Raw genomic sequence first — 22,227 nt, forward strand, 5'->3', positions numbered from 1 at the left:
GCTTATTGGTAAGGTTAGTCTACTATTCGTCCAAAGAATTCGTGGATCCGCTTGGTGATCTCCAGTTCATCCAAACTCAGCGTTGTTGATTCGGCGTCGGAAAAATCCAATTTGCTCATGTCTACATAGTCGTTATGCACGTGGAAATAAGCGATCAGTACAGCCAATAGGTCGAAGCCGAACACCTGCTTTTGGCAGAGTTCTATTAGATTTTCATTAGGCCAGCGGTCTGCTGATTTTTTAAGTAGTAAAGAGATGGTATTCTGGATGGTACGGATATCATACTTTTTCCAAAAATCAACAATCTTATCCGTGGGATCATAATCTTGATCGTGTACTTGGTATATGGCTAGTTCTAGCGCTAGAACATTTGAATATTTTTGATTCATTTTTAAGGTTCATAAAGATGACTTTGGCAATGCCCTATCGTTTGAATCGGACATACCTTCCCCTATTGCAAAAATTTTGCATTCCAAAGAGGTGTCATTGCAGGGACTAATCAGCCCTTACAGGTGTCACAAATTAAGAATAAACAAAATCCCGAAAAGCGCCCCAAGACGATTGCAAAGCATTGATTAGGGGAATATTATGGCGCTTCCTGCCGGGACAGGTAAAAAACCGATCTGCACTTTATAGAAAAACTATACAATAATTCCTTTATTTATTTGGCAGAATAAAAATTAAATGCTAATTTTAAGTTGTTCAGGCTCGATAGAGCAATTAACTTTATTATTAACCAGATCAAAAAGGGATGTTGTATTACAGACAGATCGGAAAACCTCGGACAAGGGAGTACTTATTTGTATCCTATCGGCACATTACAAATTGGCGATAGCAGCCCTCTCCTGTTTCGGTTTTTAATGATTTAAATAATCTATCCAGGCGAACGAATTAAGTTCTTTATGGGAATAGTGTGTGAAAACCGATGGCTTACCTCCTGGAGGTAAACTGTGTTTTTTTTGGGGGTGTTTTCTGTTCGTTTCATAATCATTCATTTTGGTTATCAAACGATGAAACTCAGAAAGCTTGAGGAAGGGCGTATTGGTTGAAATAACCAATAGGGCGAATTCCAAAGCTCTGACAGAGGTACCGCTAGGACCACCATAACCGAAATTATGGTTCCACAGAGTCTGACATGGAATCCGCCCTATTGGACTAATATCTACAAAGATAAAAAAATCCAATAGAAAGCGAACCCACGATCAACTCATATGGAAAATTAGCGGTTTTCTGTTATGAGTAACATCGTAATTAGAGAGTGACAGCACCCTCTTCTTGTAGTCGCTTAAATAACTAACACAAATATACAAATAAAAATATAAAATACAATTAAAAAGAAATTTATATAAATATAATGAATAGCTATGACATCAAGCTAGAATTCGGTAAACAAGCAAAAAAATATAGATTACACTTTGGTTTAAGCCAAATAGAAGCAGCCGATTTAAGCGAAATGAGCCCTTCTGAATACAGTGATTTGGAAAACGGAACAACAAATTATAATGTTGAGAAGCTACAAAGTGTCTCTTCTATTTACGGCTTATTTTATTATCAAATGGGAAACCCTGCATGTAAATTCCCTGCCTTTTCCAAGTTGCCCGAAGTAACAAAGACGAAAATTAATTCCCGTGAGAAACCATTAACAGTTTATAATGAAAGATTTATAATTGAACATCTAACAATCATATTTAGTAACATGTCGGAGAAGTCCGAATTTCTAATCAAAGATATTAACAGCAAAATTGTAGAACAATTTGCTGTATCCTATGATAATGAAGAGATATCGGGTACAATTAGTAAAAACTTTGCCGGTTCTATCGTAAAAACAGATAAAAAGCAAATTGATAAAAAAGGACGTGGAGCGAAACCATTTTATTTTATGATAATAAAATCTCTGTCCAATGATATCGTGCAAGAAGCAATCCAATCGATTGAGAACGAAAAACTGAAGGATTCAAATGGAAAAAAGCTTAATCCGAAATGACAACGCGATGAGCTTATTCTCGCACCGCAACTATATTTTTCAGATTTAAAAAGAAACCTCACACAGAAAAAGCATTTTTACCAACTAGCATGTAAATGGAAAATAAAGTACCAAAACTTACGAGCGCATCCGTCTTAAATGAAAGAACGGAAAAGATTTTCCAATATGTTGAAGCATATAACAAGATGGATGTTGAAAATATGGTACCAGATTTTGATGGTGGAATCGTTTTTCAGAACATAATGAATGGTGAGAAAACGATGGAATTGCGAGGCATTGAAGAATTTAAACAACAGGCGATTGCCGCCCTATCATATTTCAGTGAGCGAGAGCAGTCCATCGAGACAATCACTCATACCCGTAGTTCGACAGAAATCGTGATCAACTATAGTGCTATTTCGGCAATGGATTTTTCGAATGGCTTGAAAAAAGGCGATGAAATAAACATACAGGGGAAGTCGATTTTTGAGTTTTCGGCTGATGGGAAGATTAGAAAGTTGACGGATATAGCGTAGTGATTAAAAAGAATAAAAGAGATCAGTAAGAAATGGAATTTGAAAAATTAGTCAGCAGTATCCAAAATACCCATGAAGAGTTACAGCTTTCAGCGATAAAAGCTGTGAACCAATCGCTCACTTTGCGCAACTGGCTAATAGGCCTATACATCATAGAATTTGAACAAAAGGGTAAAGAAAGAGCAAAGTATGGTGAACAGCTACTCGCCGAACTCGCCGCATCTATTAAAATAAAAGGATTATCTGTTACGAATCTAAGGTTATGCAGACAATTTTATATTGCATACCCTCATCTAATATCTGCTGTAAAAGATGCTCTGATCAACAGTAACTTAAAAGGAGTTCAAATTGGTCAGTCGTTGACTGACCAATTACAAAGTACTGACTACAAGACAAATTCAATTCATCAGTCGACGACTGATGAATTGAACCAAGCGTTTCAACACCCTATAAAAAACGGTCCCCTAACAGATCCTTTCGAAATTTTATCGAAGATTTCTTTTACTCACCTCGTACAACTCCTCCCAATTCAAAATTTAGAGAAGCGCACATTTTATGAGTTAGAATGTATTAGGCAAGCATGGAGCGTCGGCGAATTGAAAAGACAAATCAACACGCTATATTATGAGAGAAGTGGGATAAGCAAGAAACCCGATAAATTATCCAAGATTATCAACCAAAAAGCAGAACAGCTAACAGCCGATGATTTCATCAAATCACCTTTTACCTTTGAATTCCTTGGGCTAAAGGCCAAAGATGTCGTTTATGAAAATGATCTTGAAAAATCACTCCTAGAACACTTGGAGGGCTTTCTGCTTGAAATGGGCCAAGGCTTTTGCTTCGAAGCCAAACAGAAACGCATATTGATAGGTGGAGAATACTTCTTCATTGATCTTGTCTTTTACCACAGGATATTAAAATGTCATGTCCTAGTAGAGCTCAAAATTGATGAGGCCAAGCATGAACATATCGGGCAATTAAAAACCTACGTCAATTACTACAAAAAGGAAATGATGCAAAAGGACGACAATCCTCCGGTGGGGTTATTGCTCGTGACCAACCAAAACAAAGCGTTGGTAGAATACGCCATTGCCGACAGCGATCAACAATTGTTTGTCAGTAAGTATTTGCTCGAATTGCCTTCAAAAGAAGAGCTAATCGCGGAGATAGAAAGGGAAAAGAATATATTACGTGAGCAAGGAATCGTATATGGTAGAGAAAATTAAGAATCCCCTAACCTTGGTTTTGGTGATGTCGGTTCAAAAACTAGAAAGATGGGGTTATGAAGATTCCAATGAAAAAAACGTAATCGACCATGATAGCGAAACACATTATTTATTAGCAAAATTTAAAAATGAACTATCACAGCCGAATATTCCAAGTTGTCACCAATTCAGATAATGGCGACACTTCAAGTGAAACGACTTTTCACTACAAGCAAGAGGGAAATATCCTCACATCTATTTATTCGGGGGGCAGCATTGTCTCCGGACATTTGCTCGGAATCGTAGACGATGATGGAAATATAGATATGCAATATCACCACATTAATAGTAATGGGGAAATAATGACGGGACTCTGTAAATCTACTCCTGAGATTCTTAAAGATGGAAGAATTAGACTGCACGAAGAATGGAAATGGACAAATGGGGACCAATCAAGTGGAAAATCTACACTTGAAGAAATTTTATTTGATGCCAATTCAATCAGTTGACCGGAGAAATTCTAGAAACGAAGAAAAAAGTACTTATCCTACGCGCTTAAAACAATTTGATAGAATTATTTAATAATAATACAATATATATCCCGGTTTTCAATAAGCTCATTCTGGAAAATACAGTCGATGAAGTGCTTACGTTCTTCGATCAGAAAAGCAAATAGGTGGAAATTTTCGAGCCATCAATAGGAGGTCAAAGCTTAAAATCATTCCTTAAAATAACCCAACATTCCTCTTTCTTCGCCCACTCACCATATAAAGCTCCCGGTGCGTTCTTCTTTATAAATTGTTCTACCTGAACCATCAAATCATAAATTATAGTTTGCAACTCGTCAGATACACCTTGCTTCTTCCATATTTCGGACAGATTTATTTCTGTTCCTTTCTTATAGGATAATAAAGCAAGAGTGTAAGGAACCGTTATATATCTCATATCGCCGATAGAATTGGGTTTTATTCCGTACAACTTTTCAGCGGTCCTGAATAAAATAGCCTTTGCGATTGCATCTTCGAAATATTTATTATCAGAATTTTCAGGAATATTATGTGCAATAAACTGTGCATAATTTTTTTGGCTTCCTCTTACAACTATATGAGGTCCGATAATGAGCTTGTCATCCACATAGACTTCACTCCATGTATTTATAAATTTCGCCAGCTCCTCTTTTGTAAAGAACTGTTTTTTAGGATTTTTAAAGTCAAATGCTTTGAGTTTTGCTTTTGTAGTTCCTTCCCTTGACCTTGCGTTTCTGTATTGACCTCTGGCCCTTTCATAAAACCATCTGGTTTGATAAGATTGACCATTAACAGGCGGAGCCCATATATTTCTTGATAATTTTTCAAGTTCAATGTGAAATGGAGTATTAGAACTCAAGTCAGAAATAGAAATTTTATTCTGAGTATTGGCATATTCAGCAATACGGCTAACGATTTCCGCAAAATTATTCTTATCTTTTATGATACTCAGTTTGACCTGAACTACAATGTCTTTTATTTCAGCCTTATCTTTCTTCCAAGTATGATATATAGATGCTGTTGTTTGTCCTCCATTTACAATCTGAAGATCTTTTACAGATTCTATCAGATATCCCTTTTCTGTTTTTTTGAGTTTTAAATCATCGGCGGTAGCTGCTATACCATTATTAAAAGCCAGAAACATATGTGGTTCTTTCAATATTGTTCTCCTGATCCCTTGATTTATTTTTCCAGTGAACTGTAGAAATGATCGCACATTCTGTTCTAATAGTCTGGCTCCATATTGCTCATAAACTGAAACAAGTGCATGTCCGGGGATTAATGCTAGGTAAGACTGATATTCAGGATTATCTATATCCGCCTTAATACATGGCACCTCAAAACCGTCCTGTTCGAAATCGATTTCAATAGGGATGTATTCTTTCTCTGAAATATTGAACAGATAATTCAGATCAACCACTCGGAAAAAAACAGGAATCTCATTTAATTCTTTTTGTGAAGGAATTTCCCCATTATAAATACCGTCGGTTAAAATAAATATATTTATTCTTACAAGGTTTTCTCTCAGTTCCACTGAGGCATTTAAAGTATGGGCAAAGTCAAATATCTCTGATGATTCTTCCAAGCTATCTGCATATTCTCTGTTATCAGCTTTTTTCAAAAACGAGAGTAATAATTTTGCGGCATTATCAATATCGGATTTCTGAACACGTATAGGTTCTTCTGTACATTTAAATACTGTAACAAAAAGATCGAGGGTTTCATAATTATCAGCAATAGCATAAGCATTGATCTTATGGCGGTTTCTTGCTACAATACTTTCATGGAAAGAAATTCTAGCATCTGCAGTTTCTCCCCCTCCAGAGAGAAGGTCAATAGCCTGCTTAGTAAATAGTTGCTCTAAAGAACCACCTTCTTGATTTGAAAGCTGCTCTGAACGAATATCCTGTAATAAATCTGTATAAAACCGATTGAGTTCCTGTTGTGCCATAAATTAAATCAGTTCAGATATTTTCTTTCCATCAGCGGTGTAAATTTCATCAAACATAAAATTTTCATAAAATCTATAAGAGACTCCAGGTTCTGACGAAGCAAAAAATATGGCTTTCGATAATTTTTCAATTGAAGTGTAATCAAATTCCATAATCTCAAAATTTGAAAAATTATATCCTCTTGTTCGATATTGAGTATGAAAAACTGCATTCAAAAATGTTCTATAAGCACCATATTGAAAATATGTTAGATTACTCCTTAATTCAAATCTATAATAATAACTATCATTCTTATAATCAGTTTTTATACTGTACATCTGAATTGCATTACTGTCTTTGACACATACTATGACTTTTGAAACTATTTTCTGAAGCTCATCTAATATTTTAAATCCAGTGATGAGTTCTGCCTTAAATATTGAAGATTTCAGATCATCATGAGAAAGAGGATTGAGTAAACGGTCTTTGATTCCGATAAGTTCATCAATGAGTAAGAATGGAACTTCATATCGATTGACTAACTTCTTAAACTGATCTATCATTTGTTGTAAAGAGATAAATCTGAAAGTATCAACATCTGTATCTTCTTCCTCTTTTAATTTATAAAACCAGGAATTATCATTTTCCGAAATTGAAAGATTCCTTTTTGATAAAGTAATTACACTATTGTCTCCCGATGTGCCATTAAAACCCGGATAAAGTACATTTTCAGGCAAGATTCTCTTTAGTTCTTTTTCAAATGCCTTTCGCAGATAATTAGCACAGGCAGGATAATCTCCTTTTGTCAAATGGTATTCTGCTCTTTCTCTATATGTTTCAGATTTACGGATAAAAGGACGTTCAATATTATGACTATGGTTATCTACATAAAATTCTGTTTTTTCCCAGCCTTTAAGATATGGCTTTGCTACATTAAACCATTCTCTGTCATAAGTAGTCAGAAATATCTGGAAATCTCTGAATGAAGTCCCATCGTCGAATTCATCCTTTGTGAGGATCTCCAATAACGGAATTCTATTAGTCATATCGAGACCTATAAAGATATCATCCAGAAATAAAATCCTTAAATCCGTTGACGGTAAACCGAGAATATAAGCTAAATAGACAGATATGGCCAGTGCCGTGAGGCGGGCTTCATTTAGAACTTCCTCATGCTCGGGTAATTCCTTCTCAAAAAGTTTTATTTTAAGTGAAATAGAAGGAGGTACTAAATCTTCGCCTTGCAATTCCATTTCTTGATATTCTATTTTCAAATCACATTCTTTCTGAAAATACTTAAGAAGCATATTTGCTCTATCTTCTAATTCCAAGAACTGAGCATACACATTAGTGTTATAGTCCGATATATCATTCTGTATTTTGGTGTGCTGAATCTTTTCCCATAAGTCTTTATATGAAATTCTATTTGCAGCTTGTACAGAAAGAATTGCAATCATATCTGAAAATAATCCTGTTTCTCCAAGAAAAAACGAAAACAGATCCGGCTGACTGTTATGTTGCCTGAAATGAAGTTGCAGTAAGTCTCTATATCCAACAAACCCCTTTACAATACTTGCTTTTGCAATTATAGGAATGGTATGCGTATTTGTCCTTGTTGTTTCAGCAGAGAAAGAACATTCGCTTTCATCTTCAAGTGTTATATTTATAAAAGGCTGTTCCTTATTATGCTTAGGAATATAAAATAGATTTTTCTGAAATGGAAATCCTGTATTCAAAGCAGAATTAAAAAAGTCCTTCAAAGCACGGAAAAGAGATGATTTCCCACTTCCATTTTCTCCATAAATCAACAGGTTTTCCCCCTTTGGCAAATCTATTGTATAACGGGCTGATTCCTGGTCGTTATTTACCAGAAATGCTCTGTAATTGCTAATTTGAATGCGTTTGATTTTCATTCGTCAGAGTTTGATAAATAAGTTTGAATTCAGGAATTGTAGTTATATCATAAATTGCTTTTTTTACATGACTTTGAGGTTTGTTCAATAATTGATAATAGCGTTTTATATTTTCCGCATCATTATCAAATGGAATAAGACTTTGTAATTCAGAAAGAACATTCAGACGATTTGCTGCAAAAATTTCCGGAAAATAAACCTCAAAAATTACTGCGTCAAGAACACTTATAAAAAATGAACTCATCACATGACTTTCTCTGGAAGATTGTTCTTTTTGCAATACCAAAATACATCTTACCAAAATAGAAATTCCATGACTGTACTGCTCTGAATAAATAAATGGAAACGTTTCTATTACCTGCTCTGTAGCAAGTCCGATTTTACTTCTGTTATAATATGTAAAAAATACAGAGTTCAGAATAGCTGATAAATATTCGGAAGGGATTTCCGGAATCCATATTGCAAGGCATTCACCGTCTAAAACCAATGATGTTTCTGAAATAGAAAAATTCTGAGCCTGAAATTTCACTGTAGATATAACAAGTCCTTTATTTATTAATAAGTGCTCCGGGTTTTCAATCCATGAATCAACATACGGATTTATATAATAACGTTGAACATCTTTAGCCTTTATAACAGGAACAGCTTCAGGTTTCTTCTCAGTATAATTCAGTTTATTGGTTCCATATAAGAAAGTAGGGTTCCACTTTTGTGTTTTCCCCTCCAGTTCTTTAAATTTATTTTCAATCCTATTTTCAAGAACTTCAAGTTGCTCCAGTTCATTATCTTTTTCAACTGCTATTAATGGTTCTTCAAGTTCCTGATCATCCAATTCATCAGAATAATCCAATTCTTTCAGGAATTGTTCATTTACTGCATATTCAATAGGTCTCGCATTTTTCATCCAGGGAAAACTAACTGCCAATCCTACTATAGGAATTGATGAGAGGGGAGCTTTGTCTTCTTTAGGTTGTGGATCCAATAAATAAATCAATAGAAGTGCTTGTTCATCCGGTCTGATCTCTTTGACCCGTACCGGACTGGGCTTGTCGATCTTTGACAAATTTTTTCCATTTTTCTTTGCGTCTTCTATAGTTCTTTTAAAGGCTATTTCTATTTCTTCATCAGTTAGATCAATAAATTCGTGTCGCGGATCAATAATATGAGATTTGTTAATCGTATAATAGTTGGAGTCAGGAGTAAAGTCACTTCTTTTTGTAAGTCCTACCGTAATATCAGTATTGATTTTAACTGTTTTATCCGTAGTTGTATTATTAATAAGCACTATCGTCCAGTTCGTTATTAACCCATATTTTTGTTGTTCACTGATAAATCTGTTTATCAGGTTTACATTAAAAGTAGGTTGCATTGAGGCATATCCATATAGGTAGTCAATTATTCTGTCCGCATTATTTCTGCCTCTCCATACAAAATGATTCCGCAGAATAGATTCAGTATTTATAGTTCCATTAGGTAATCCTAAATCGTTAATAAGTTTTAGTGTGTTGTTGTAATTTACCAGATGCTTTGGATCATTCTTTTTGAATGAATATGTTTCTTCCAATACACCGGAAAGGCTTAACGTCATTATTTTTTTATAACGAAACTTATTAGCCGCTGTAATAACAAGTGAATCAGGATGAGTTCTGACTTTCAACCCGTAATCTGCCGGAGTTTTATCCAGATCGCCCATTCTGTCAAACTCAGCACGCATTTCTTCAGTTGCGACTGTTATGTGCTGATACCATTTTACCAGTTCTTCACTTGTATATAATCTGCATAAATCAAGGTATCCCGGACGGTATCCAAACCATCTTCCCATTTGCATTAAAGTATCATACATCTTCGATGCACGAAGAAAATAGCTGATGGTCAATCCTTCCAGTGTTAATCCACGGGAAAGCTTATTACCACCAACAGCAATTACAGAAAGTCCTGTCTTACGATGATCATAATAATCCAGCGGTCGAATGTTTTTATGTTTCAACCTGTTAATATTTGTATCACCATGCACTGCTCTGATTTCGATTTTAGCAACCGCTGCATACAAATGAGGCTCTATATCAGCCCACGACATTTCAACTATCGATGGATCATTCACTGAAGGACTATCAATTACTTGTTTTGTCACCTTTACAAACCTGTCTTTCCAAAGCTGTTCAAGTTCACCAAGAAATTTTCTGTTGGGAAACTCTATTAATCTTGCATAAGCTCTCACTTGATTTTCAACAAGTGTTGCTATTCTATCCTGCCAGTCTATAAATCGGGTTACGTGTACCAACATAGAGTTGTGTTCATTCGCCTGACCACGGGCTCTCCTTGCAGCACAGGACAAAAAGAAACATTTAATAGCCTCATGAAGGGTTAGGGGAAGCTCCGTTAAGGTTTCAGGTTTAGGCTCGTCTTTTTTATGTCCTTCAGGAATATATATTGCATAATCATCTACAACTCTGATAAGTTCTAAGGGTTCTATTTCTTTATCAATATTTTCGAGTGATTCAATTCCAAATAATTTCTCAGGACCTATATAATTTGAAGGTGCAGGTATATTGACAATAAAATTCTTCGGAAATATATCTTTACCCAATGATAATGGGATATTGTGTACATTAAAATCAAGTCCTTTTACATCATCATCTGTATATTGTTTAATAAAAATATTGGCATAAGGTGTTGCTGTATAGCCAATATAAGCACTCTGCTCAAACAATTTCAACATCGAACGGATACACGCATTGATTCCGGAAACATAATTTTTACTGATATTGATGGATGCATTATCTGCTTCATCGTCAATAACCAGTAAAGGTAGATTTTTGATCTGCTTTTTACCATCCTCCATTGTTTTCCCACGACTTGCCAGCCATCCTAAAAGATTCTTCATTACGGAAGCATTTTTCTTGATGACCAATATAATGGGATCCTTACCTCCAATACTTATACCTGAGGTTTCTGAAGCCTTCCTGTTAAAATCGCCATTAATCTCATTTGTTGTCAATGAATGGGCAATCAGTGTTGGATTTATTCGTCCAACTCCAATACGATCTGAAGTTTGGGTGATGCTTCTGGCCAATTGGGTATCAAATCCAAGAAAACCTTCATCAATACGAAGCTGGGTTTGAGAACGTAAACTGTTGTGAATTCCGGCTAAAACAATAATCAATCTATAGCCGGCATCCGCAGCTTTACACATAAGACCTATATAGTTTCCGGTTTTCCCGGATTGTACATGACCTACGATTAATCCTCGTTTATCAGAAGGAATATTACTGTCTGGTCGAATCAATCTATCAAGAATATCATCCGTCAGGTTATCCATTTTGTTTAGCGTATCTGGTGCATAATTTTTTTGCTCCAAATACATTCTGTAACGATTCCAGAAATCCCAGTTTATTTCAGATTTGGCATTTTTTACCCAAGGATCCGGTTTTACATCATCCAGTATCCGATAGTGATCAGATAAGATTGAATATAAGACTTCTAATTCTTCGATCAATTTAACTTTTTCGGATTCCGGTAGATTAAAAAGAGTATTAACCTGACCGACCTTTTCCTTAATAAGTACAGCATTTACACTTTCAGTTTTAGCAATTTCTGAAAGCCATGCATTACATAATGTTTTTGCCTGTTGATAATTACTCATAGACATTCAATTAATTCCGGATATTCATTAAATGGTTCAATCAGCAATAATCTGCTTTTTGCCTGTTCCGGTGTGTTAGTATTCAATAATGAATTATATACTGTTTTCAGCAATTCTTTTAGTTCATTGAAAGCTGCTACTTTTTCAAATGGTCTGAAAAATGAATCCGGGGTTTCAGACTCATTAATAACAATCAATGGAACCGGTAACGTCTCTTCCAGTAATCTGATAAGCGGTTTTATGGCTTTCAGGTCCATTGAAGCAATGAAAGGATGTTCCTGATTTATCTCGTAATAACGTTTTCCTTCCTTCTGTTTCTCTATCCATACAGGCTGAAAATGCTGAGTTGTGGAATTCCGTTGAACAACCTTACCTCTGTGCCTATAAACCTCAACAGCCTGAGCTCTTACCAAGGACGCATAAGCTTTCAGATTGTCTTTTAGCCCGAAAGGGGCTCTTGCGACTGATTTTTTAATATCAATCTGCCATTCTCCATCCAGACTATTTGGCAAGTCAATCATTATTCTTGCCAGTTTGAAGTGTTCTTCTTTTCGGAATAATCCAAGCCATTCTCCGCTAACCAGCATCCGTTCATTTCGGTATACATAAAATCCCTGCTGGGCATTCCACCCTCTTACACCTTCTGCATTCCGGAATTCTTCCGATGTAAGTTTGGATTTGTGAGGTAACACAAAGCCCCGTACTTTAATCTTTCCATTGTGTAGTGGTTCTTTAGGAAAACTCTGTGTTGCTGTATGCTGTATAAGAAAAGGATTCCATGCTTCAACTTCTCTGCCACTGAAAAATATTTTTATTTTATTACCTTCGATGTAACGATGAAAAACAGTTGCAATATGTTTTTTGACACGTTCCATCATTTGCAAAAATTTATCGTAAGCTCTTTCATCGTCTTTACGAACACCCTTTAACAAATGATCTATATCCTGCCAGATAACAATCGTTCCGGAAGACAAATTCTGAATTTGTTCGTTCCAGTTCCCATCCGGTAATGATGCTATCAGTTTCCACTCTTTTGCATAATGATACACATAATCCAGATCCCATGTCCAGAAAACAGATTCTTCTGATTGTTTTTTGGAAATAACTGTATACTTTCTGCACTGTGAGAATGAGGCCGTTTTCAATCCCAGACCAAAACGACCAAGATCATTTACATCCCGTTCTTCATTCGGATCTCTGGATCCTGGACGCATTGCGTTGATCAATTCATCATTCTTCATACCACAACCATCATCTTTCAATGAAAATGTTGTATTTGCTCCATTCCAATCAAAATCTATCCATATATTTTTTGCTCCTGCCGATATTGAATTATCCAGTATGTCCGCAACAGCTGCTTCCATACTATACCCCACAGCTCTGAACGACTCAAGCATATTAACTGCAACGGGTGCAGCGTCAGCGGTTTGATATTTTGAATAGTCTGTAATCATGATAAATTATATTTAAGCCGTCGGATTTCTGTAGATAACACTGTTCGCTTTACTGATGGATTTAATTCCTTAAAGTTGAACTGATATCTCGAAAGCTTCCATATCCAAGATTTTCAATATCTCTTCTATTAAATCGTGACAAATAATATGCAACGATATGTGCACGTTTTCTATTGCTGTCCAATATAACTAAGTAAAATATCTATTTTTTAATTGCGGGAAGCTTGCAAGATCTCTTTCTATTTCATATTTTGAATTAAAAACGACATCTAAATTACGTCTTTTGGCAATCGCATCGACCTTATCGAAAAGTGTAGCGTCAATTACTCCAGTTGTAAAAACTCCATACCCATCTGCATCATATTGGTCTATTGTATCAGAAACATCTAAAACTTTAGAAGCTGAAAGCGAGCTACCATTTTTAATAAACTTACATTGAAAAATAAACTTCTTTGGTGCATTTCCTAAACGTGATGCGGTATATACAACTATATCACGTCCTCCATCTCGACTTCGAGATTTACCCATTTTCCGAATAGTTTTTCGATCAAATTTGGGGTCATAATAAACTAAATCATAACAAAGCTCTTCAAATAATTCATCATTAATTTTCGACCAATCGCATGTTACGCTTTCAATTAGGCCAATTAAATTGCTGGTGGTATGGAAAACAGCCGCTGCATTTCTGTTCAAAATATTGATGTCGTGGAAATTCAATCTTGGCTGATCCCAGAGAATAATTTGATAACCATTTAAGGTGAACAACACGAAGCCTGCGAAATCGGATAAACTTACCTCATTAATGATATTGAAATTATAGAGCCAGTTATGTTGGTCATAAAATGTTCTTTCTTCATTAAATACTTTGCTAATGCACTGAAATGCTTTCGCTAATGCCGGAAATGAAATTTCGAGCACATAATCGCCAGTGATTACATAATAACCTCCGTTTAGAGAAAACATGTTCCCTAAAGTCAAACTAACGTCGTGAAATGAAGAGTACTTACTTAGAATTTCAGAAAGACTACTTTGCGGTGGTATTATCCAAGATTCACTTGAGACATAAAATTCTTGCTGTATAGTATCGGAATGCATACATTTCCAGAAACCAAATATATGTTCGGGATCTTGCTTTGAAAGGTTCTGGACAAATTCTTCGGGATCGTCATAATTAGACTCATATTCACCATATGCACCGTTGATAAGATTTGCAAAATAATCGTCAGCTAATTCAGGAAATTTTAGTTTTATCTTACCAATGAGTTCTCTGTATTCTTCGATTCTATCCAGCCACAACATTTGTTCGTCGTCATCCTCATAGTCTCCCGACAAGTGATAGCACAAATCAGCTATTAATTTGTTTAATTCTTCTAACTGTTGTGGTACTATAATAAATTGCGCAACTGGATGATATCCGCTTTTCCAATCAACTTTAAAAGATTTTGTTTGTCCTAAAGCAGAAATTTTCTCGCAGATATAAGAGGCTTCCAGATAATAAATCGCCAGGTCTGAATAATGATGAGCCCTTTCAATAACTTTCTGAAATATAAATCCATTAGTGTTCTGGCTGAGAAACAATACGATTTCTTCTGATGATATCCCCTCAGAAGCAGCCTCATCTATATTAAACTTCTCCAATTGGTTCATCATTTACTACTGGTATTAAAGCGAATACTTGAGCCACCACCTCTGCTATCTGAAAAGCCAAATATGGCGGTACTGCGTTTCCAACCTGATGGTATTGTTGCGTCCTTCCACCATAGAAATAATAATTATCTGGGAATGACTGTATACGCGCGGCTTCCCGTACTGTCAGGCTGCGAGCCTGAAATGGATCATAGTGAATAAAATAATGCCCATCCTTAGATATATGGCTGGTAACTGTAGTCGCAGCATCATCAGGTTGCTGGACTCTAAACCGATCATTAAACTTTCCTGAGGTTGCATTCTCGTGATCTGGCAATAAGTCATTGCCTGCTGCCGCATAATCACGCATTTTCGGAAATGTACCTCTTTCTTGTGTAAATTTTGCAGCAAAGTAATAACGGTAAATATCCTGCAATAAATGACTTCTAGATACGTGATGTGAAATACCGCCTAAATTTGAATCATAAAACCATTCGTATACTGGTGATTCCGTATCTAAATCATAAGTGTTAGAATTAATGAACTCTTTACCTAATGATTGGGCAAACCTCGTTCTTAAAGCTTGGCTTTCTAAATTCCCATTCAAGTTACCATCAAATGCTAAGATAGAGTCAGACCAAGTCTCAAACGTATCTGCTACTTTTGCGTATTTTCTTTTCTTTTTGCGTTTGCCTTCCTCATCTACAATCCATTCCGTAGATTCAAATGATCTGGTAATGCCACTTCTTAATTTAGGTAACCCACCAATAACATCCTTTAATGTTACTAGATCCCGCTGAACAAGTACGTCGGGCTCAATATTTATATCACTACGTATGCCCAATAAAATGACACGATGTCTCTTTTGAGGAATACCATAGTTCTCCGACTTAATTAAAAAATCTTGAGGATTAAATACAGGTTCCCCATTAAGCAAATCTCTTTGCCTCGGCATTGTGGATAAAGAATACACAATGTAACGCACTCTATTTTCATCAATTACTTCTGCAAATGGAACAGTAGGATCCCTTAGATCGGTAAGAATTTTAGAAAAGATACTGTTATTTTCTGTCGTTCTAGCTGAAAGTAGGCCTTTGACATTTTCCATTACAAACACTGCTGGACTATGCTCGGCTATGATGCGAAGATACTCTTTGTACAGCCCTACCCTTTTATCCTTGTCTTCATCAAGTACAGTCTCTTGCCGACGTGATCTTCCAACCAAAGAATAAGCTTGGCAGGGAGGCCCACCAATAAGGACCCAATCGGTACGTCCATTCAATGCTCCAGCGATTCGTCTGTCAATTTCTTCATTTGTAGTAGCATAAGGGTCTCCTTCTTCAGCTTTACCCAATGTTGCACACCATGCTTCTTCATCTGCTTCTGTAAATTGTTCCGGGTATCTTCTATAAAGCTCATTAATATCAATTTCTCCTCTTACGAATTCATAATAATCTTCGGGAGCTTGGCCTCTAGGAAATTGTCTAAAAAAACTTCTCAGTCTTAATGTTTGATGAGCATAAGGATCCTTTTCAATCGAAAGTTTAATTTGGAAAACTCTATCCCCCTCTTCATTATATATTGATGAAAACCCTTCACCAAGCCCACCAGGACCTGCAAATAAATCTATTATTGGAATTGACATTATGCAAAATCATTGTGGTTAAAAAAATCTTTTACAGTACTCCCCATTGTAGTAATCAATTTTTCGAGATTGATGACAGAAATGTTTCTTTTGCCATTTTCAACCTCACTGATATAAGTCTTATCCACTTCAGACTCATAGGATAACTTCTCCTGTGTCAACCCTTTATTGGTTCTTAGTTTTTTAAGATGCTTACCAATCTTCTCTTTAATATCCATATTGCAAACTCGGTAATTTTAGACTATAAGTCAATCGGATATAAGTGAACTTTTACCACATTTTCGTTATCATTTAACTTAAATTATAATTCGAACAATCTTTTTTCATTAAGAAAACACATATGTGTCCTAAATAAATTTTAGGATTCGATTTCTGTGGTACAAGCATAGCTTTTTTCATCATTTCGATATTGACCCCTATTTTTCAATCTGCGAAGATCTTTAGCTGTCCCTTTTTTCCTTTTATAGGCGGCCTGAAAAAGGGATCATCTATCCATTGCCAGATGTTTATTTTCACGAAGATATTCATTCTGATGAATGCGACCAGATTGGACAGGTTCCAGTCATATTTGGCCTTTTTTTGTAAGTATTTTAACAGTAATATGCCAATGAGTGAAGTCCAGATCTGGATCATCACTGCATTTTCAGAAGTCCCTATGAATGTCGATACTTTTAAGCGCTGCTTTAGATGCTTGAAGAAGACTTCGATATGCCAGCGTTGTTTATAGATGTTTGCCACCAAAGAAGCCTTCCACTTCGTATTATTGGTCAAAAAGTGGTACTCATTGCCAGTGGTGCTGTCCCAAAAGTGGACTAGGCGTAGCGGCTTGCCGTTGTATTTATTGCAGGCAGCACCGGATAGCTCAATGAGCTCATCCTTAAGGATCCCCTTTTCCATGAGTGCTTCACTCTGATAGGACTTGATAACCTTGTACTTCATATTAACTTTACTCCTGGTAACGAAGTAACACCCCCTGCTGTCCAAATCCCCAAGCCAGCTGTAATCCACGTAGCCACGGTCCACTACCACCACGCTTCCCTTGGAAAAACTGTAACTACCGGCTCGCTGGCTCTCATGTACTTTTCCATCGGTAATCTGCATAAAAACAGGTAGGCAGCCATCATAATCCAAGACAGTGTGCAGCTTTACGGCACCTTTGGTGCTGCGAAACTTTGCCCAGTCAAATACAGATAGACATAAGGGGATGATGCTTGCATCCATCAGATATACTTTACGCTTTAGCTGAACAAGATCTTTGCGAAAATGGGTGTCCTTTTGCCAAAGCCTATCCAAAACAGAATAGTAAAGATCTTTGAAAAGTTCATGGGTACGGTGTGTGTTGATATAGGATATATTAGACTTACTTGGAGCTCTTACTACACCTAAGTGGTTCAGATTACCAGTGGTACTGCGTAGACCGTTACTAATATCACGAACCGAATCTGCCGAGGAAAAATGACAGAAAAGCATACTGACTAGATGCGTCCAGCTGTTGATCCCTTTCTGATGTTTGTCACTTTTGTGCTTTGAAACCAAATCTTTGAATAATTCGCGGTCGATAAGAGATAAAATCTGACTAAAAACATTTAAATTTATCATGGCGGTGTGTTATAATTTTGCAATTTAAATATAGCAACTTTGCTATATCCAAACACCGCCACTTTTTAAACGTTTAGGACGCAAGTGAAGAAAACAACAATGTAAATTAAAGACTTTCAAGAAATATGAAAAAATGATAACTAACTAAAAGACACTTTATAAAAGATAACAATAGCGTCTAGGAAAAGTAATTATCATTACCCATTTTGATCGAATTAAAATATGCTATCATAGAATTGGGAACAGAATCTTGATAGTAACGTCTACTTAAAATTATCAAAGAATATGCATCATTATCTCTAACTTTGAATAATGGAAAACTATGATGACGAAAAAGAAAGGATTCATGTACCGCGTTTTGAGGAATCTGCTGGTTTCTATACCACTTCAAAGCGTAGCTTCAACATGTCAAAAATCAGGAGTCACAACTCCAAGCCCGAACTCGTTCTTAGAAAAGCTTTATGGTCAAAAAATATCCGTTTTCGACTTCATGACAAATCCCTCCCTGGCACTCCCGACATTGTAATTAAAAAATACAAGCTTGCGATATTTGTAGACGGTGAATTCTGGCATGGATTCGATTGGAAAAATAACAAGGAACGCATTAAATCCAACCGCCTCTTTTGGATTCCCAAGATCGAACGTAATATGCAAAAAGATATACGCGTCAATAGAGCCCTGCGGGACATGGATTATGTCGTATTCAGGTTATGGACGCAGGATATTCTGAAAAACCTACCTAAAGTACTGAATCAGATTGAGCTTTTCTTAGAAACCAGAAAACTTTGGAGATAGTTATATCACCCTTTAAAAACATTTTCACGATGCCAAGCTAAGTTTTCCTGCGATGGATAATAGCGCTGTAACTGAGGAAGCAAAATCGACAGACCATTTAATTTTGATAGACTGTAGGGATGATCTGCCAGCTCATCAATATGAGCGGAAACAATAATGGTATAATCCTCTCCAACACTGACCAGTCCCCTATCAAATGCACGGTGCAGGTTTGGGCATAGTGCTATCCCATTCGTCACCTTGTCATCATGCGTCACCGCAAAAGGCACAATATGGCACGCATCAATAAAATTGTATTTGAAAGTAGACCGCATCCGCATGCCTGTCATGGCGCAGGTATCCTGATAGAGCTGCGGGATATAGCGTTTGAACAGTCCGGATCTGACAAACACATCTTCCTCGGTCTGAATAGAAATATGTTTGTACTGAGCCTCAGGCTCATTCAGCACCAAAGACTGCACCCCATGGTAAAAGCCGTCATTTAATTCCTTATGACGATAGTATGCTGGCCGCTCCTCCGGAAAGTAAATAGAAAGCAGCTGATCCCGAACTGTAGCACGACTTAGGGAATCACTGAGCAAAATAGCCAGCTTATCGTCGAACGCACCATAGGCTACTACCTCCGAAAGGATCCTTACACTTTTTATATGCGCATTGATCTGAAAGCCGGGATTTGGATAAAGAGCCCAGAAGCCCTGCCCTGCTGCTTTGTCCGACTGCAAATAATAAAAGGGCTGCGTGAAGTCGGGTTGATTTGATGTACGTACCAGCAGGCGCCAGTTTTCCTGAAAGAGCCCGACAAGATCGACATTGACTTCAAAGCGGTTGTTAAGTACAATACCTTTGTCGATCAGTTCGACCAGGGTCAAAAGCAAGATCGGCTTATGTGGTGCCAATCCATATTTGGTATTGGCCCTTTTCACACGGGCGAAAGCATTAAGATAAACTTGCAGATCCTCGTTCATAAGGAGACAAAATAGAAAATCATTTTTAAATCATCAACACATCAGGATCGATGAAACCTAATTTCTAAAGCCGGATAACGACGTTTCATAGTTACAATAGCAAATTCCCTATTCTCAAATTTACCTTCGTCCCATTTCCAATAAACTGGATACAGCTTCTCCTTAGGATCAATGAGCACTCGCCAGGCTTCAAACCGTGTACCGTAAGTTTCTCTAATAATTTCGATATGCTCTTTATATCCTGTCATCACAATATGGTGTGTCCAAACTTACATAAAAACAACTAATTACACAGATGTAATTAAAACGGGGCAATTCTTTACGACCGATTGCTTCAAACAAGATAATCATTAACTTTAAACCACTATGCTGCAAGTAACCTGTGCGATTATAGAGCACGCCAATAAAATACTGATCTGCCAACGGTCGGCTTCGATGAAGCTTCCATTGAAATGGGAGTTTCCGGGAGGAAAGATCGAAACCGGAGAATCTAAAGAAGAATGCCTACGCAGAGAAATCAAAGAGGAACTCCAGATTGATATTAGCATTCATAGTGCACTTACGATGGTAGAGTGTAGATTTCGGATAAACTGGTTCTTCATCAATTTTGGTGAAAGTACAATAAATAATTACACTTTAGATATTAGGCCAAGTTTCTTTTCAAAGATAATTCCAACCTTGGCTAGCAAGTTATAAATTTGCGCCTTTTGATATACTAAACCATATTCTCTTTTAATCCACTGTATCAAAAGAGGTCCGGTCCACTTTTCTGATTGATATCCATGATTCAATGGCGTTTCTTTTATTACCAGCTCTTTGATTCTTTCCAGCTGTTCTTCCGACAACCCGCTACGCCTCCCTCGTCCTTTCTTATCTTTTAATCCTTCTATACCTTCCTTTTCAAATCGGTGCACCCAATTTGTTATCTGCTTGAAACTGATACTGTGGAGTTCCGATAGCCGTCTGCTTGAATGTCCCAAGGCAACCAGATATACCAAATACAGTCTTACGCCGACAACGTAAGCATCATTTGTATTTAATAATTTTTTTATTTCTCCTGCCTCTGATCTTTGAATTTTTAAGACTGATTTTCCCACGATATTTCTTTTTGAAAACAAACAAATATATGGATAATAATGTGTAATTTATTATTATACTTTTATGTCATGATTCCACATTTTATCCTTCCTTCTAATTTACAGCTAAAAGCTCACACAATATATTCCTCTCCAGGAGAACTTTGTATTAATACATGTGCTTATCAAAAATATTCAGTTTGTCCTATTTGCAAAAAGAAGAGTATTAGGATCCACGGTAATGTAATGACTATCATCCAGCCTATATATAGACCTTGACTGATCAAACCCTACAAGCAACAGAGCGATAATGCCAATGATTTTAATAATTGTTTTCATTTATTTACTTATCATACATAAAAGTTCTTTGTCTAAAAAGACTTATTCCTGATGGATGCCCAAGAGATACCCTTTCTGCCTGCAATAAATCCCGCCGAGTAATTTCCAACATCTCCCGCACTAACATTCTTCCCTAAAAAACTTACGCCACGATAAAGATATGTAATTGGCAACTCATCACTGACTCCATCATATCGTTTAAAGCCATATTTTTTTCCCTCTTGTCCCATTTACCATGGAAGAAAGGATGTTAGGAGCTTCATTCTTTATATATTGATCACACAATGCCCAAAGATCAAATCGGAGATGAGATAAAATCACTCAAACATCTTTTCAGCTTGAAAATAAAACCAGAATAGATACGTATTAATTATTACTTTTGACGACATTACTCCTACTGCACCATGATGAGCTATCTGCAAAAAGTTAAACCAGTCGATCAAAGATTTCACGAATGGGTGGATAACATCAACAAAACTGAAGGGATTGATAACTCAATAATTGCTTTCAATTTCGGGCTTTTCGAGTCAGAAGAGGGTTTCACCATGTATCTCACTGGCTCCAAAGTTTTCGATAAAAATGATGACGATTGGGCTACCAATATCGACTTTGAGCCTAAACAGAAATATTTTTCATTCGGTAATGAGTTTTTAAAAGATAAAGACTGGCAGGATATTTTAAAATATGCTGAAAGTTTAGTTCAAACATATGTAAAATCTGAAGATTTCAAAACTTCAATTTTTGCCCAAGCGATAGCAATAACGGTGGGATTTGATGATGGTGAGTTAACGATAATAAAATCTCAATAACTATGGATCTTATCAAAGTTGTTTGCGGGATTATATTTAAAGATGATCTTGTTCTGATTTGTCGACGGAAACCTGAAAAGTCTTTAGGGGGCTATTGGGAGTTCCCTGGCGGTAAGGTTGAGGATGGTGAATCTCATGAAGAATCATTGCTTCGGGAATTGATCGAAACAGGTAAGTCTACCAGATGATTAATCCTTGAGA

The 22,227-nt window shown here is 36.5% G+C and carries 20 protein-coding genes; 8 read left to right on the forward strand and 12 right to left on the reverse strand.

Translation table 11 applies throughout. The annotated features are described in order from the left end of the window. Positions 1-14: 14 nt before the first annotated feature. Complete coding sequence (locus AACH28_RS05320) at positions 15-389, reverse strand: hypothetical protein (RefSeq protein ID WP_341832425.1); 375 nt, start codon at positions 387-389, stop codon at positions 15-17. Between the two features lie 965 nt (positions 390-1,354). Between AACH28_RS05320 and AACH28_RS05325 the strand changes: the two genes are divergently transcribed. The 4 genes from AACH28_RS05325 to AACH28_RS05340 all read left to right on the forward strand — a co-directional run bounded on the left by AACH28_RS05325 (position 1,355) and on the right by AACH28_RS05340 (position 4,213). Beyond that, entirely contained in the window at positions 1,355-1,984 is a 630-nt protein-coding gene (locus AACH28_RS05325) for a helix-turn-helix transcriptional regulator (RefSeq protein WP_341832426.1), read from the forward strand. A gap of 95 nt (positions 1,985-2,079) precedes the next feature. Continuing rightward, positions 2,080-2,499 carry a nuclear transport factor 2 family protein gene (locus AACH28_RS05330; RefSeq protein ID WP_341832427.1) on the forward strand — a complete coding sequence of 140 codons (420 nt, stop codon included), beginning with the start codon at positions 2,080-2,082 and terminating at the stop codon, positions 2,497-2,499. Positions 2,500-2,531: 32 nt separating this feature from the next. After that, positions 2,532-3,725: a PDDEXK nuclease domain-containing protein gene (locus AACH28_RS05335; protein ID WP_341832428.1), complete on the forward strand. Its 1,194-nt coding sequence runs from the start codon at positions 2,532-2,534 to the stop codon at positions 3,723-3,725. A gap of 128 nt (positions 3,726-3,853) precedes the next feature. Further along, a complete protein-coding gene (locus AACH28_RS05340) occupies positions 3,854-4,213 on the forward strand; it encodes a n-acetylglutamate synthase (RefSeq protein ID WP_341832429.1) in 360 nt (119 codons plus the stop codon). 196 nt (positions 4,214-4,409) lie between these two features. Here AACH28_RS05340 and AACH28_RS05345 read toward each other — a convergent pair whose 3' ends face one another. The 8 genes from AACH28_RS05345 to AACH28_RS05380 all read right to left on the reverse strand — a co-directional run bounded on the left by AACH28_RS05345 (position 4,410) and on the right by AACH28_RS05380 (position 18,042). Continuing rightward, positions 4,410-6,182, reverse strand: coding sequence for an AIPR family protein (locus AACH28_RS05345; RefSeq protein WP_341832430.1), 1,773 nt, complete (start codon positions 6,180-6,182; stop codon positions 4,410-4,412). A 3-nt stretch (positions 6,183-6,185) separates the two neighbouring features. After that, positions 6,186-8,075, reverse strand: a complete 1,890-nt coding sequence (locus AACH28_RS05350) for an AAA family ATPase (RefSeq protein WP_341832431.1) — start codon at positions 8,073-8,075, stop codon at positions 6,186-6,188. Then, positions 8,050-11,718, reverse strand: a complete 3,669-nt coding sequence (locus AACH28_RS05355) for a Z1 domain-containing protein (RefSeq protein WP_341832432.1) — start codon at positions 11,716-11,718, stop codon at positions 8,050-8,052. Before AACH28_RS05355 ends, AACH28_RS05350 begins: the two co-directional genes overlap by 26 nt. Continuing rightward, complete coding sequence (locus AACH28_RS05360) at positions 11,715-13,172, reverse strand: ATP-binding protein (protein WP_341832433.1); 1,458 nt, start codon at positions 13,170-13,172, stop codon at positions 11,715-11,717. The genes AACH28_RS05355 and AACH28_RS05360 overlap by 4 nt, the downstream gene beginning before the upstream one ends. A gap of 189 nt (positions 13,173-13,361) precedes the next feature. After that, on the reverse strand, positions 13,362-14,822 hold the full coding sequence (locus tag AACH28_RS05365) for a hypothetical protein (protein WP_341832434.1): 1,461 nt from the start codon (positions 14,820-14,822) through the stop codon (positions 13,362-13,364). Continuing rightward, entirely contained in the window at positions 14,797-16,443 is a 1,647-nt protein-coding gene (locus AACH28_RS05370; RefSeq protein ID WP_341832435.1) for a DNA cytosine methyltransferase, read from the reverse strand. Before AACH28_RS05370 ends, AACH28_RS05365 begins: the two co-directional genes overlap by 26 nt. Continuing rightward, complete coding sequence (locus AACH28_RS05375) at positions 16,443-16,661, reverse strand: helix-turn-helix transcriptional regulator (protein WP_341832436.1); 219 nt, start codon at positions 16,659-16,661, stop codon at positions 16,443-16,445. Before AACH28_RS05375 ends, AACH28_RS05370 begins: the two co-directional genes overlap by 1 nt. Positions 16,662-16,866: 205 nt before the next feature. Then, positions 16,867-18,042 carry an IS4 family transposase gene (locus tag AACH28_RS05380; RefSeq protein ID WP_341832226.1) on the reverse strand — a complete coding sequence of 392 codons (1,176 nt, stop codon included), beginning with the start codon at positions 18,040-18,042 and terminating at the stop codon, positions 16,867-16,869. A gap of 312 nt (positions 18,043-18,354) precedes the next feature. Between AACH28_RS05380 and AACH28_RS05385 the strand changes: the two genes are divergently transcribed. Next, positions 18,355-18,837: a very short patch repair endonuclease gene (locus tag AACH28_RS05385; RefSeq protein WP_341832437.1), complete on the forward strand. Its 483-nt coding sequence runs from the start codon at positions 18,355-18,357 to the stop codon at positions 18,835-18,837. 5 nt (positions 18,838-18,842) lie between these two features. Here AACH28_RS05385 and AACH28_RS05390 read toward each other — a convergent pair whose 3' ends face one another. Beyond that, positions 18,843-19,802 (reverse strand): HNH endonuclease, encoded by a 960-nt coding sequence (locus tag AACH28_RS05390; protein ID WP_341832438.1) that lies wholly within the window; start codon positions 19,800-19,802, stop codon positions 18,843-18,845. A gap of 366 nt (positions 19,803-20,168) precedes the next feature. Between AACH28_RS05390 and AACH28_RS05395 the strand changes: the two genes are divergently transcribed. Further along, a complete protein-coding gene (locus tag AACH28_RS05395; RefSeq protein ID WP_341832439.1) occupies positions 20,169-20,498 on the forward strand; it encodes an NUDIX domain-containing protein in 330 nt (109 codons plus the stop codon). Here the strand turns inward: AACH28_RS05395 and AACH28_RS05400 are convergent. Further along, positions 20,432-20,920: a helix-turn-helix domain-containing protein gene (locus AACH28_RS05400; RefSeq protein ID WP_341832440.1), complete on the reverse strand. Its 489-nt coding sequence runs from the start codon at positions 20,918-20,920 to the stop codon at positions 20,432-20,434. The genes AACH28_RS05395 and AACH28_RS05400 overlap by 67 nt on opposite strands. A gap of 329 nt (positions 20,921-21,249) precedes the next feature. Next, entirely contained in the window at positions 21,250-21,447 is a 198-nt protein-coding gene (locus tag AACH28_RS05405) for a hypothetical protein (RefSeq protein WP_341832441.1), read from the reverse strand. A gap of 174 nt (positions 21,448-21,621) precedes the next feature. On the opposite strand from AACH28_RS05405, the gene AACH28_RS05410 reads away from it, so the two are divergent. Both AACH28_RS05410 and AACH28_RS05415 read left to right on the forward strand, forming a co-directional pair. Continuing rightward, positions 21,622-22,026 carry a hypothetical protein gene (locus AACH28_RS05410; RefSeq protein ID WP_341832442.1) on the forward strand — a complete coding sequence of 135 codons (405 nt, stop codon included), beginning with the start codon at positions 21,622-21,624 and terminating at the stop codon, positions 22,024-22,026. Between the two features lie 2 nt (positions 22,027-22,028). Continuing rightward, complete coding sequence (locus AACH28_RS05415) at positions 22,029-22,214, forward strand: NUDIX domain-containing protein (RefSeq protein ID WP_341832443.1); 186 nt, start codon at positions 22,029-22,031, stop codon at positions 22,212-22,214. Positions 22,215-22,227: the final 13 nt, after the last annotated feature.

This window comes from Sphingobacterium thalpophilum (assembly GCF_038396785.1).
Taxonomy (GTDB): domain Bacteria; phylum Bacteroidota; class Bacteroidia; order Sphingobacteriales; family Sphingobacteriaceae; genus Sphingobacterium; species Sphingobacterium thalpophilum_A.